This window comes from Paenibacillus woosongensis, from assembly GCF_030122845.1.
Lineage (GTDB): Bacteria > Bacillota > Bacilli > Paenibacillales > Paenibacillaceae > Fontibacillus > Fontibacillus woosongensis_A.
Genome location: NZ_CP126084.1, coordinates 749423 through 762849, shown reverse-complemented (window position 1 = coordinate 762849; position 13427 = coordinate 749423). Strand labels below are relative to the sequence as shown.

The window sequence follows — 13427 nt, the reverse complement described above, 5'->3', positions numbered from 1 at the left end:
CTACACGTCCTCTCCTTGCAGAGTCCCATGATACAGTTCACTGTAAAAGCCCTCCTGCTGAAGCAGCTCCCCGTGAGAGCCCTGCTCGATCAGCCGGCCGTCCTTCAGCACGAGGATTTTATCGGCCTGACGGATCGTATTGAGCCGGTGGGCGATGACGAAGCTTGTTCTGCCCTTCATCAGCCGCTGCAGGCCCTCCTGGATTTTGAGCTCGGTCACCGTGTCGATGCTGCTGGTCGCTTCGTCCAGCACGAGGATCGACGGATTGGCGAGGATTGCCCGCGCGATCGCCAGCAGCTGCCGCTGGCCCTGGCTGATGCCGCTGCCGTCCGCATCGAGCATTTTATCGTAGCCGTCCTGCAGACGCATAATGAAGGAATGCGCATTCGCCAGGCGCGATGCCTCCTCTACCTCCTCATCGGTCGCATCGAGCCGCCCAAAGCGGATATTTTCCCGGATCGTCCCCTTAAACAGGAAGGAATCCTGCAGCACGAACGCCATATGGGAACGCAGACTCTCCCGCCGGATCGACGTAATATCCCTTCCATCGACCGTAATGATCCCTTTAGACGGATTGTAGAAACGGGACAGCAGTTGGATCAGCGTCGTTTTTCCCGCTCCCGTAGGGCCCACCAAGGCGATCATCTCCCCCGGCTTCGCCTCGAAGCTGATGCCCTCCAGTGTATCGCCGCCCTCTTCATAAGAGAACGATACGTCCGCGAACCGGACAGCGCCCTCCACCTGCTGCAGCGTGACCGCCGCTCCTTCGTCCCGCTCCTCGACCTCTTCGTCCATCACCTCGAACACCCGCTCCGCCCCCGCAATGGCCGACAGCAGCGTATTCCACTGGTTCGCCAAATCGTTCAGCGGCCGGGTGAACTGCCGCGAATACTCCACGAAGACGATGATCACACCTACGGTAATCGCCCCGCGGATCGCCAGAATGCCGCCGACCCCGGCGACCAGCGCAAAACCCAGATTATTCAGCGCGTTCATCAGCTTCGGAATAAAACCCGAAATCGTCTGCGCCCAAAATCCCGATTGCCGGATCGCATCGTTCCGCTCCCTGAATTCACGCATCACCCGCTCCTCCTGCGAGAAGGCCTTGATGATCCGCTGCCCGGACAGCGTCTCCTCGATATAACCGTTCAGCTCGCCCAGATTTTTCTGGCGCTCCTTATAGAGCGGACCCGTCCGCCGCGTAATCCAGCGCATCCCAAGCATCATCAGCGGCACGATCATGAACGTCAGCAGCGTCAGCAGCGGGCTGAGATACAGCATGACCGCCAGCGTCCCGATCAGCGTCAGCACACTGGAGAAAATCTGAATCGCCGAGCTGTTCAGCGTCGAGCTGACATTGTCGATATCATTCGTCAACCGGCTCATAATCTCGCCCTGCTGCCTGGTTCCAAAGAACGGAATGGGCAGCCGGTGAAGCTGGCGGAACAGATCGATCCGCATGCGGTACACCGTCTCCTGGGCGATCTCGATCATCCAAATGTTTTGCAGCCAGGAGCTCAGCGAGAATCCAACATACACACCCCCTAGTCCTGTTAAAAATAACACCCACGGCGCTCCCCCACCCCCTGCGAGGAAATCATCCACGGCAACGCCGATCAAATACGGTCCCAGCAGCGCCAGCCCCGAGCTGGCCACCACCATCAGCAGGACGAGCGCCAGCTTCGCCTTGCGCCGGGCCAGATACTGCCAGATGCGCCCCAGCGTCCCCGACCAGTTCTTGGCCTTGGCCTTTGGCTTGCGCCCCGCGGCAGAACCCGCGGTGTTAACATCCAGCTTCGGATAAGGATGCCGGAACGGTTCAACGAAGGTTTTGAGCATGCTGCGACGCCTCCCCGTACTGAGATTCGTAAATCCGCCGATACAGCGAAGATTCGGCCATTAATTCCTCATGGCTGCCCTTGGCGATAAGACGCCCCTCATCGAGCAGCATAATGAGGTCAGCCGACGTGGTGGAGCTGATTTTTTGCGTAATAAGAAAAGTAGTGCAGGATAACCGCGTCAGCTCCTCCAGTAAAGCCGCCTCTGTCCTTACGTCCAGCGCGCTCGTGCTATCGTCCAGAATAAGGATCGCAGGCCGGCGCACCAGCGCCCGGGCGATCGACAGCCGCTGCTTCTGCCCGCCGGACAAATTCACGCCGCGCTGCCCGAGCATTGTGTCGTATCCATGGGGCAGCCGCTTGATCGTCTCGTGAATCTGTGCCTGCTTGGCCGCCTTCACGATTTGCTCCATGCTCGCATCCTCGCGGCCCCAGGCGATATTGTCCCGTACCGAGCCCGAGAACAGCATGACCTCCTGTGGAACGTAGCCGATTGCCCCGCGCAGCTGCTCCGGCTCCATCTGCCGGATGTCGCGGCCGTCAATGCGGATCGTTCCTCCCGTCGCCTCATGCAGGCGGGGAATCAGTTGAACGAGTGAGGACTTGCCCGATCCAGTCGCGCCCATGATCGCGATCCGCTGCCCAGGCTTGGCTTCAAAAGAGATCTCCTGCAGCACCCGAATATCGCTGGCCGGGTAGCTGAAGCTCACCTCGTCAAACTGCACCTCGCCCTGGATCGGAAGGAGATTCTTATCGGCAGCACCAGCCTGCTGGGAGGGTCTCCGTGCCCCATGAGCTTCACGATCTTCACGGGCATGTCCAGCCTTGTCTGTCACCATAGCTTCGGCTACGGCCGATCCTTCCTCCTCCTCCGTGCGGAGCACCTCCACGACCCGCTGGCCGGAAGCAGCCGCCCGTGAATACGAGCTGATGATCCAGGACAGCGCGGACAACGCCCCGATCGTGCGCAGCGAGTAGTTCAGCACGGCCACCACCTCGCCCGTCGTGGCCAGTCCCGATGCAATATCCAAGCGGCCGAACCACAGGATCGCAATAATGCCGCCGTTCATCATCAGCAGCATGAGCGGCATTGTCGTCTCCGTCAGCCGTAGGGCAGAGACGGTGCCCTGCATCAGCTCACGGCTCCGCTGCTCGAACCGCTTCATTTCATGAGCGACGCGAACGAACACGCGGATCAGCCGCATGCCGGTCAGATTCTCCTGAATGACCCCGTTCACCGTATCCATCCGCTGCTGCACGGCGCGAAAGAGAAGGGATGTCTTTTTCATCATCCACATAATGAAGACCGCCAGCACCGGCGCCGTTACCGTCAGCAACAGGCCCAGCTTTACATTTACGACCAGAGCCATAATGACGCTCCCCGTCACGACCAGCGGGACACGCGTCGCAAAGCGCAGGCTCATGAACACCATTTCCTGCAGCTGTGTAATATCCCCGGTCAGTCGCGTAATGAGCGATGAAGTCGGGAATCTGCTGAACACCGCATACGAGAAGGACTGAACTTTGTCATACAGCTTGTCGCGCAGATCATATCCAAACCCCTGGCTGGCATGGGATGCAAAGAAGGAGCTGGCCAACCCCGCCGCAAAAGCAAGGAGCGCGCTCACGACGAGCACGCCTCCCCACAGCCAGACGACGGACAGATCCTGCTTGCTGATCCCGTCATCGATAATGCGGGAGATGAGCAGCGGCTGGATCAGCTCCACAAACAGCTCGATCAGCATCATGCAAATTGCCGACATGGCGGCAATCCGGTATTTTTTGATAAAAGATAATATTGTAGCCATTCTGCTTACCTCCGGATGATTTCCGCCTGGCTTAGCACTCTAGCTTGTCATTCCTGCTGCGCTCGCCTAATTTGCTGTTTTTGTATCATTCGACAAAACCAGCTGTATGTTATATTCCGGTTTTTTGCCGAAATTCCTTCATCATACGACGCAGTCATGTAAACGAAATGTATCGCATCGTGGGCCACCTGCATCTTGAAGTAGAATTGGTACACAATCCGACGTCATGCGGCGATACCCCGTCAGCTCCTTGCTGCTGAACTTGGCAATGTCCTTCCCGTCGACGAGCACCTCGCCTTCGTCCGCCGTATCCATCCCCCAAGTATATTGAGCACCGTAGATTTCCCTGCCCCGATCGGCCCCACGATAATCACGAATTCACCCTGATAAAAAATATAGAGTTTTCCCTGTGCTGCTCACGTTTTATTGCCTTTGTCCCTAGTGTAACACAACAAAAAAAGCAAGCAAAAAAACCTCATTAGATCTATGGCATCACCGCAAATAAATACAAATCACATTTAGTTTACGATCCCCAGTCGCCTGATAGAACAAAGCGTTTTCAAGCAATTTTCTGACGCAATACTATATATTAAATGCGAAAAAGTGCATGTAATCCCAAGGCTCCTCCCGTTTATAATTTCATTAACCTTTTTAGGGAAATAGTAACTATGACTTGGAGGAGTGGGTAACATGATGGAAATTGGATTCAACTCGCTGTTCGTGTTCCTGGCCGCGATGCTGGTCTTTTTTATGCAGGCCGGGTTTGCTTTGCTGGAAGCAGGGAATGTACGAATGAAGAACGCCGGACATGTTGCCGGCAAGACGGTGCTGACGCTGGGCGTGGCCATCCTGTCCTGGTGGGCCTTGGGTTTTGGTTTCGCTTTTGGCGACGGAAACAGCTTTTGGGGAACGGCAGGTTTTTTATTCGGGGGAGAAGGAGATAGCGGTTCGTTTAGCGTGCTGGCCGACATCGGTGTACCGCTGAATTTAATGTTTCTGTTCCAGATGGCTTTTGCCGCGGTTTCACTGGCTATTGCCTGCGGCGGGATGGCGGAGCGGGCGAAGCTCAGCGTGTATATCGTGTTCGGGATCATTTTCTCAGTGGTTATTTACCCTATGGTCACCCACTGGGTATGGGGCGGTGGCTGGCTAGGCAGCCTTGGGATGCAGGACTATGCTGGATCTACCGTGGTTCACCTAACAGGAGCGACCGCCGCGCTGGCCGCGACGATTCTGCTGAAGCCCCGACTGCGCAAATACAGCAAAGACGGGAAGCCCAACAGCATTCCGGGGCATAACCAGGTCATCACCGTACTAGGGGTCATTATTCTGTGGATCGGCTGGTTTGGCTTTAACCCCGGAAGCGCGTTAACTCCGTTAAATGATGGATTTTTCGGGTACGTCCTAATGACTACAAATTTGGCTGCCGCAGCTGGCGGTGTTACTGCTCTCCTCATTTCTTGGCTAGTTCGGGGTAAATCCGATATCCCGAGTATGTTGAACGGCGTATTGGGCGCACTCGTTGCCATTACAGGGTCCTGCGCCTTCGTCGACACCTGGGCTTCCATCCTGGTCGGTGCCGTGGCAGGGATCATCACCTTTTTTGCAGGACGATGGATTGAACGGGCAGGTATTGACGATCCGATCGCTGCCGCCTCGGTTCACGGCATTGCTGGAGTGTGGGGAGCCATCTCCACTGGTCTGTTCGCCACACCGAAACTGGTAGAATTGACCGGGGTCGGCCAAGCGGGTTTGTTCTACGGCGGCGGCCTAGGGCAACTGGGCGTGCAAATCCTCGGCGTCCTCGGCACGTTCGCCTTCGTCTTCATCCTCTCCTTCTCCATTCTATGGGTGATGAAGCAGCTGATGGGCCTGCGCGTCTCGCAGGAAGAAGAGGCCATGGGCCTCGATCTGAGCGAGCATGGAAGCTATGGTTATCCTGAGCATATGAAATGGAGAATGAAGACGGCAGGCGGATCGCCCGTGAAGGATAGAGAGAACGATGGGAATGCGGGCCAGGATATCCTAGTAGCGCGACCTGCGGCGATGGAGTGAGTGATGGGATTTGCGAGAGGGCTGCGGCCCTCTTTTTATTGGAAGAGAATGTCCTCACACTATGTAAGCATTATGATCACAAGCAATACGGATACTTGCATAACCACCCTCATATACCAAAAAATCAAATTGGATGCATCTCAGAGATGTATCCCTTATTCAGCAATAAAATATTTATTCGTTAGATCTAATTTATAAAACGTAATGTCTGCATTTTCTTCAGATGTACCAGCTGAAATACCAGGTACTACCTTTAAAAATTCATTCTCATTAACCGGTAATTGATCGTTAGCGTAATTTAATGTATCGGTTGTAGTATCATTTTTAATAAATTTAAGAGATATAGCTTCTCCATTACTTTTATTTACGGCAATTGCATAGGCATTTAACCCATGACCTGATGTATATTGTGGGGTTAGGAAGTAAACGTCAGCATCGTTAAAACTTACCTTATCGAAATTGACTACTCTATCAGATTGTTGAATAAAAGTGATTTCTTTTAATTCCATTACTTCATGCTTCTTTCCATCAATTATATTTATCACGGTATAGTTACCTTGGAATGTCAAATCCCCTTCTAACCCTGCGACACTTGGGGCATTGAGATGACCAACTTCTTCCTTTCCATTCGCTACTACAATAAGTTCTCCAAAGTCAGTGTTTGTTTGGGCTCTGAGAGTACCATCTTTATTCACTGAATCCAACGTAATTATGTTGGAGAACTCGGTGTTTAGAAATTGAGTTTTAAACTTCGAAGATTCTTTAATTGGTATATTAGAATCAATATAACTATTAGATGTATTTAGATTTTCATAATTGGCTCGGTTATCATTTTCACAGCCCAAAAGAAGAGTTAGCAGGAAGAATGAAAGTAACAAATTAGCGGCCTTGATTTTAACTCACCTCATTTGTTTTGTTTCCATTAGGTGGAGCTATCCCCCCCGAATTTTATATATAGAAAAGGCTGCCCCAAGGTCATTATAGATAGTTGAGTGGCCGCCCCACTTCTTTCAGAAAGTATTTCGTTATTTCTAAGTCACTTTTCTCTCCTCCTGCCTGATCCCATTTTTTATAAATAAGTTGTCGGACACTAAATGGAATTCATGTATCTAAATTATGCTCTAAACGCTTGATCCTGGAAATTAGGTGGATAATATGTTGCTAAAATCAAGAAACCAGTCCATATTGGCCAGTTACCCTTCTTCTAACGACATGAAATACATTTAAATCTACTTCCCCTTCTTTAACACAAAAACTAACTACTATAAATCCATTTATATCAGTTGAACTATTAAAAGGAGTTTGGGACAAGTACGTAATGTTCCCGCGACAACTGTTATTCCTGACTTCCTAAATGATGTAGGTTCACCAAAGGCAGAAATCCAGTTGCAGAGGGGAGCATACTTATGCTCTAGAAGCGGGGCTGCCCCCTTCTTATGTAATTTACCCTACTAAAAATCTTAGTAGTTGGATTAGTAATAGATCACTTATTTCCGGGAACCTCCTGAATGATATCGGAATAAAAAGTAATTGGAGTTATAAAGTCATGTGGCTCATCTCCTTCGTAGTATCCGGTAATAGATGTTCCATCTCCCAATGCAACAAAAGATACAGGATTGCTAAACGGAGGGCCATAATACTGCTGCATCAGAGGCTCCCCAAAGATTTTAATGTTACCTGCCTTATGCAAAAAAGTTGAACGTGGTCCAGATACATATTGTGCAATAAGCTTCGCCTCTCCATCTTTAATCTCCACAAATGAAGTAGTGTACTGATCATCGAATTTATACATATCTGCTCTTCCTGCAATAAAAACATACGCATGGTTAGGCCTTGTTGGAAAGCCCAATACTTTGAAATCGGACTTGATCGGCAAGGCAATGGCTGCTTTGCGTGCAGCCTGCAAATTCTCCTGAACGATTAAAGACTGGTCAAACTCATACCCCGGCGAGGAGATGAAAACCATTTTGCGAATCGTTTCATACTGTACCTTGTAGTCGAAAGCTTCTGAAATGAAACGAAGGGGAACCATTATACGACCATTTCGGTTTTGAGCCGGAATTGTCATTTCGAGAGTTTTTCCGTCCCTATGTGCGGTTCGGCTGTCTTGGGTAATTTCCAAAAAAACACCTTGCAAATGATCGTAAATCCTCACCTTACCTGTCGAAGGATGCCATTCATAAGATAAACCCAGAGAAGAAAGAGCACGAATTGGAACCAATAAATACGAGTTATCAAAAACAGGTGATGCATCAATAGAAATAAATTCCCCATTTACAACAATTTCTACGGGTGTATTAAGATCTTCGGTATTTTCCGCAGCAAAGCTATTGGACGCCCCAATCACTCCTAGTATAAATACAAGAAATGACAACATTAGTTTACTTCTTGACGGCTTAACCATCTCATGACTTTTCATGAGTACCTGCGTTGATTTTTTGACAACAGTATACAAACAAAAAAAACTCCCTAAATTTATTTAACAAACAAAAATATTTCTCTAGTTCTTATACGCTTAATAACAACCAGTTGTTTCTAATTAAATCAATTTTATTTATCTTTTGGTAATTATGTCTTGAAATCATCATTAATCAAGAGGATAACACAACGGCTTGCACGTCTCGCAAAAAGAAGAGGCCATGCGGCGAAGTAAGTAAAGGTGTGCGAGAGGGCTGCAGCCCTCTTTTTTGTATTTTAGAGTATAATGTTATAAAATGGTTTGAAATCCCATTTAAGAACCAACGAAGAGGTGTACTGTTGAAAAAGAGCATTTGGCTGATTGTTTCAGCAGCTATTTCCCTACTTTCCATTTTTGCTTCTTTTCATATGAGATTATCTACATTTGATTTGCGTAGACAGGTATTAGAGTCCAGCATTGAGTTCGATAATGCCGCAGCCCTGGGTTTAGACCTTATACTTTTTCCGATTGCTATATTTATCGTTCATCTTGTACTACACCTTGCCATCATGCCAATCACTGTATTCTCGGATAAATATCGTCATCAGCGCATAGTAATACGGGAGCTCTTCTCTTTTACGAAAAATAAGATGATTAATTTTATAATGGTATTACTATATCTAGCGTTTCTGTATCACATATTCCTCATATTTACAAATGCCTATTATCCTTTTTGGAGCAAGCTGGTCGTTTGCACCGCTGTTTTTATGTACTTCATTTGGCTGCTCCAGATCATTCAGGAGAGAACAGTTCTTCCCTTTCCAGATTCCTGATCTTAGATATCAAGCGCATAGAAGAAACAGTAAGGTGAAAGGAATTTGATATGAATAAAAAAATGCTAACATTCTGGGGAATCGTCTTTATTGGTGTAGTCATAATTGCAACGATCTTTGTAAACAGGGCGCATATTAAGAACCAAGCGTTTGCAGATAAACTGGCAATGGACTGTAAAGAAGCCGGTGGAGTTCCGGAAATGCAAAACACTTGGACTGGTATTGGAGTTAAAGTGACTTGTAAACATAAATAATGTGAAAGCCCACTCTTCCAGCAATTTGAGGTAGATGGGCTTTCATCTCTTTTTTGTAAATATTGGTAAATATACTGCTTATCTCCTACCCCGACAAAAAAACGCCACCCCTAGGGGCAGCGTTATCCTGCTTTACTTAACGGCTAGTAGCCTTCACAAACTCATACACGGAATCAACTTTTTCTTGGGTCAAGTCGCCGCTATTGTCAAATACAAGCACAGACGATTTCGGGATGTCCCAGTTAATCTCAGGAACAAATTGAACACGATGCTTGAAGTCGTCCCAGTGCTCCAGCTTCCAGGTGTCGCGCTCGGTTTGACGGTCGATGATGCGTTGCTTCTGGGTTTCCATGTCACTTAGCGTGACGACGATAACCTTCACGTCAACTTCGTTTTTCGTCAGACCCGCTGCGGAGATGACGTCTTCGATCCACTGCTTGTTCTTCAATTCAGCCGTAAAGGGAGAGATCATGAACACGTTCTGCCCTGCGGCCAGATTCTCGATGCAAATATCCTTGGTGGTGTCATACTCCAGATCGCGGAGATGCTTCTTATAGAAATCGGAGTCACGGTCGTTCACGTCCAGCCCGTTCATCTCCAAAATTTTCTCAACGAATCTTCCGCCTACGGTATCCCGATCCAGGAAAGCCGCCGGAATCCGGTCAGCGATCTTGCGGGCAACTGTAGTTTTCCCTGTACCAGCTACTCCTACAAAAAAAACAAGCTTCTGCACTCCAAGTCCCCCTAACTTTTAGATAAAAACAGTGTACCATTGCTCGGTTATGGAGACAACGGCTTCAAGCACTGTATTTGTCCTTTTGACATTATTCCTAGGTCGCTGTTTGCGAATTCTTCACTCCATTACGTTAGGCTGATTTGCTTCATCTATATGACGGATTTACCAAGATTAAGGCTGAACTGTTTCAGACTGCGGCTGTGCTGGTTCCATCTGGCTGCTCTGTCCCGCCCTGGCCTCCGCTTCCTCGCGGGTAATGACCGTATATTGCTGGTCGCCTACTTTAATTAGACTGCCCACAGGAACGTTTACATTCTGGCCTAAAGAGACTGTAACTCGGGAAGAGTATACGAGCTTCGTCTCGCCATTTGGAGTACCGCTAGTAGTTCCACCTGGTTGCGTTACATTAGGGTCACCAGTCTGGCCGTTCCCCGATGCATCCGTTCCCGATGTCCCGGCTTGACCGCTTGTTCCAGCTCCCTGATCAGATTGAACACCTGAGCCACCTTGGCCATTCTGCGGAGTCACGGCTCCTTGTCCTCCAGCGTTCCCAGCAGAGCCATCCGTTGTTCCCGCCGAATCTCCGGAGCCTGCCGCACCATGGCTTGTCACAGTATTGTCCGCAGTATCATTGCCAACTCCGCCATTACCCACTGCGTCATCACCGCCCCCGGTACTGTCTGCTCCACCATTCGCAGCTGTACCGGCGCCTGCTCCCCCATTCGTCGCCGAGCCAACATTGCCTGCTACCGAACCGTTAGTGCTGCCAGCGCCGTCAGAGCCACTAGTCCCGGCCCCTTCACTTCCATCACCACTGCCGCCCGATTCCGCACCAACAGCCCCGCTGCTCGCACCATTCCCAGCCGAGTCTCCGGCAGCGCCGGTTCCATCCACACAGTAAGCGTCAAATTTCAAATTCGCAAACTGCTGAACGGTCTGATCCGGCGCTTCAATCGACAATGCCGCAGGATCGAACGTCTTGCACTTCTCTGCCCCGGCGAACAAGAAGACGAGCGAGGTCGTCTCCGCGCCGTCGGTGCCTGTCACCTGGTCGGCATAGACAAGCACTTCGGGCTCAACCGGAGCTGGCGGAGGGGTGGCCTCGGTCGGCGGTTTGGCGCCGCCAAGCATGCCCTGCTGCTGCATGACGATTAAAATCCCTGCAATGACCACTAGACCAGCCAGCAGAATCATCGCGCTCATTCTCACTTTTTTCCCGTTCTGTGCCAGAAATCGCTTGAACGGCGAGGACAGCTCCAGGCGTATTTTGGCAAATACGGCGGCCAGCGGCGCTCCCGCTTTATCGAAATAGCGGGTCCGGTAGTCCCTGTTCTTGAAGGCGTTCCGGTCATGGGTTTTAAAATAATTCAGCAGCGCCGCCGTGTAGCCAGTAACGATGCCGCGGCCATGGGCAAACTGCGGCTGTCCCTGCGACCAGAGCATGAACTCGTAAATCCGCTCCGGGTCCGTCGCATTCCGCTGCAGGTAATCCAGCAGTGCCTTGTAATCGACCTGCCCGGCCTTGGTGTCATAAAAGGCCAGTACGATTTTGCCGAACTGGGCCAGCTCAACCGTGGATTGCAGCCATTTTTTGCCCAGCTGCTGCAGCCGCTCCACGTCCGCTGCAGGCAATCCTTCAAAAATATCCTCCGCAGCCTCTCGCTGGGCAAACCATTCATACAACGCCTGCAGCATATCGACATGATTGCGCTGCCTGCCCTCAAGCAGCAGCCCGGCAAAGGCATCCGGCCGGGCCAGAAACTCCGCTCCGGCAACCTGCTCCCGGGTCAGCTGATCCAGCTCCAGCTCATCCAGCAGCACCCGTTTGGCCGCAAGCGACAGTTCCTCCGCCAGCTCGGAATCGGCCAATGTCATGCCGCGATCCGTCACCGGGGTTCTTCCCCACTTGCGGATATGCTCCAGCGCCATATGTACCGCCGGCAGCAGCGGCTGCTCCTGCTTCAGCTTGTCCGCCAGAGCCGCAACCGCGTATTCCTTGAAGGCCCCGTTCCGCAGCACGCCCGGATGGGCGACGGCCCAGCCGTGCACCACGTTCAGCACTTCCCGCGACCCGGGCGCTTCCTCGAACTTGGCGCGAATGTAAGGCTCGAATAGTGAGCTTTCCAGATCGCTATTTTTAAGAACATGGTCAAAAAAGGTCTTGCTCATCTCCGGCTGGCTCTCCACCAGAGCGTACAGCGAACGGGCCAGGTCGGGCTTGTCCCCCATAACCGCATTGCCGATCGCATAGATCAAATAATTGATCAGCTTGATGCCGTAGCTTCTGCTCTCCAGGCGATAATAGTCCCTGAAGCATTCCACGACGGCCAGGTCGGGCATGCTCCGCAGCTTCACCGCATCGAATTCCCGGTCAAACGCAGCCAGGAAAATATCGTTCAGCTGGATACGCGATTCCAGAGCGCCTGCAGGCTCCAAATAACTCAGCAAGCCCCGCAGCACGGTGATTTTATGAGCCTCGTATAAGTCCCAATTTCCGGCCTCGATCTGGTAGAACACAGCCAGCTCATGATAGCTGGACAGCAGCAGGCGCCGCTGCGGCTCCATGCCCGCCAGCATCTCATCCGCGAAGCGGTGGAACGCCTGAAGCCGCTCCAAATCGCCGATCGCCTTCCAGACCATTTCGAGATACGGCTGTCTTCCTTCCTCCAGCTCATCCTGCGGCGCGCGGCCGGTGGCGAGATCAAACACATAGTCCTTCTCGATCTCCCGGTCGTTCGGCCGAATGCTGCCGCGCTCCACAAATTGCAGATGGATGAACTTGCGGCTCTGCGGCTCCTTCGCATACGTGATGAAGCCGAGGCGGCGGCGCTGCTCAAACGGCAGGCAGGCGTACAGCACCTGAACGAGCGCGGAGGCCGCTGCCGAAATTTGCTCCGCCGGCACGTCCAGCGCGACATAAACCTTTTTCCGGCCCTCGCCTACCGCGGTCATGACCGCGAACAACAGCCGCTTGAAGGTTTTCTCGTCCAGCTTCAGCTCATGCAGCAGCTGCTCGGCCATCAGGCGCGAAAGACCCTCCTGCGCATAACGCGGGTTCTGCGGAATGTGCTCAAGCTCCGGCAGCTGCCGGCCGATCTCCGGGACGTATCTCTCCGCGAACGCTGCTTCAACATAGTCGCGGTAATGAGTGACGATTTCATCCTGCCGCGCGGCCGGAATGATGTAGTTATGCGTCAGGAAGGCGCTGCGCAGCCCGGTGAAATCCGCCGACTGATACACGCTGCGCCCCAGCACCGTATCGCCGCTCTCCGTATGGAACAGATGGATTGCGGGCGGATAGCTGGCATCGTCCTTCTCGCCCCGGGAGACGAGCTCCGCGGGCGCATCGTAGCCGCAGAACGGATGCAGCTGTTTTTTGATAAAGACCGCATCCAGTCCGTCCGAAGCCGCTACCGTGTCAAACCCTTCCGTCGCCCGAAAAATCCCGCTGCGTTCACGGGTATAAATCTGCTGCTGAATCAAATCGGGAGATAATCGCTTCATA

Annotated in this window: 9 protein-coding genes and 1 pseudogene; 3 read left to right on the top strand and 7 right to left on the bottom strand. The window is 51.6% G+C overall.

All coding sequences use genetic code 11. The features are described from left to right. The 3 genes and pseudogenes from QNH46_RS03315 to QNH46_RS03305 all read right to left on the bottom strand — a co-directional run. The gene (locus QNH46_RS03315) at nucleotides 1–1839 is read right to left on the bottom strand and encodes an ABC transporter ATP-binding protein (protein ID WP_283926914.1); all 1839 of its coding nucleotides are present in this window, start codon (nucleotides 1837–1839) and stop codon (nucleotides 1–3) included. Then, entirely contained in the window at nucleotides 1820–3646 is a 1827-nt protein-coding gene (locus QNH46_RS03310) for an ABC transporter ATP-binding protein (RefSeq protein WP_283926913.1), read from the bottom strand. The genes QNH46_RS03315 and QNH46_RS03310 overlap by 20 nt, the downstream gene beginning before the upstream one ends. A 228-nt stretch (nucleotides 3647–3874) precedes the next feature. Beyond that, a pseudogene (locus QNH46_RS03305) lies at nucleotides 3875–4032 on the bottom strand (ATP-binding cassette domain-containing protein); the annotation flags it as partial. 304 nt (nucleotides 4033–4336) lie between these two features. On the opposite strand from QNH46_RS03305, the gene QNH46_RS03300 reads away from it, so the two are divergent. Further along, a complete protein-coding gene (locus QNH46_RS03300; RefSeq protein WP_283926912.1) occupies nucleotides 4337–5701 on the top strand; it encodes an ammonium transporter in 1365 nt (454 codons plus the stop codon). Between the two features lie 155 nt (nucleotides 5702–5856). Here QNH46_RS03300 and QNH46_RS03295 read toward each other — a convergent pair whose 3' ends face one another. Together QNH46_RS03295 and QNH46_RS03290 are read right to left on the bottom strand one after the other, a co-directional pair. Beyond that, complete coding sequence (locus tag QNH46_RS03295; protein ID WP_283926911.1) at nucleotides 5857–6579, bottom strand: hypothetical protein; 723 nt, start codon at nucleotides 6577–6579, stop codon at nucleotides 5857–5859. A gap of 605 nt (nucleotides 6580–7184) precedes the next feature. Continuing rightward, entirely contained in the window at nucleotides 7185–8156 is a 972-nt protein-coding gene (locus QNH46_RS03290; protein ID WP_283926910.1) for a copper amine oxidase N-terminal domain-containing protein, read from the bottom strand. Nucleotides 8157–8458: 302 nt separating this feature from the next. Here QNH46_RS03290 and QNH46_RS03285 point away from each other — a divergent pair, with 302 nt between their 5' ends. Further along, nucleotides 8459–8932: a hypothetical protein gene (locus QNH46_RS03285; protein WP_283926909.1), complete on the top strand. Its 474-nt coding sequence runs from the start codon at nucleotides 8459–8461 to the stop codon at nucleotides 8930–8932. 50 nt (nucleotides 8933–8982) lie between these two features. Then, nucleotides 8983–9186: a hypothetical protein gene (locus QNH46_RS03280; RefSeq protein WP_283926908.1), complete on the top strand. Its 204-nt coding sequence runs from the start codon at nucleotides 8983–8985 to the stop codon at nucleotides 9184–9186. A 136-nt stretch (nucleotides 9187–9322) separates the two neighbouring features. Here the strand turns inward: QNH46_RS03280 and QNH46_RS03275 are convergent, their stop codons facing one another. Both QNH46_RS03275 and QNH46_RS03270 read right to left on the bottom strand, forming a co-directional pair. Then, nucleotides 9323–9919 carry a P-loop nucleotide/nucleoside kinase family protein gene (locus tag QNH46_RS03275; RefSeq protein ID WP_283926907.1) on the bottom strand — a complete coding sequence of 199 codons (597 nt, stop codon included), beginning with the start codon at nucleotides 9917–9919 and terminating at the stop codon, nucleotides 9323–9325. 174 nt (nucleotides 9920–10093) lie between these two features. Then, entirely contained in the window at nucleotides 10094–13426 is a 3333-nt protein-coding gene (locus QNH46_RS03270) for a GAP1-N2 domain-containing protein (RefSeq protein WP_283928338.1), read from the bottom strand. Nucleotide 13427 lies beyond the last annotated feature (1 nt).

Bases quoted from the DNA above. Each gene is read 5' to 3' on its own strand.
- QNH46_RS03315 (WP_283926914.1), bottom strand. From the start codon at position 1,839: ATGCTCAAAACCTTCGTTGAACCGTTCCGGCATCCTTATCCGAAGCTG.
- QNH46_RS03310 (WP_283926913.1), bottom strand. From the start codon at position 3,646: ATGGCTACAATATTATCTTTTATCAAAAAATACCGGATTGCCGCCATG.
- QNH46_RS03300 (WP_283926912.1), top strand. From the start codon at position 4,337: ATGATGGAAATTGGATTCAACTCGCTGTTCGTGTTCCTGGCCGCGATG.
- QNH46_RS03280 (WP_283926908.1), top strand. From the start codon at position 8,983: ATGAATAAAAAAATGCTAACATTCTGGGGAATCGTCTTTATTGGTGTA.
- QNH46_RS03270 (WP_283928338.1), bottom strand. From the start codon at position 13,426: ATGAAGCGATTATCTCCCGATTTGATTCAGCAGCAGATTTATACCCGT.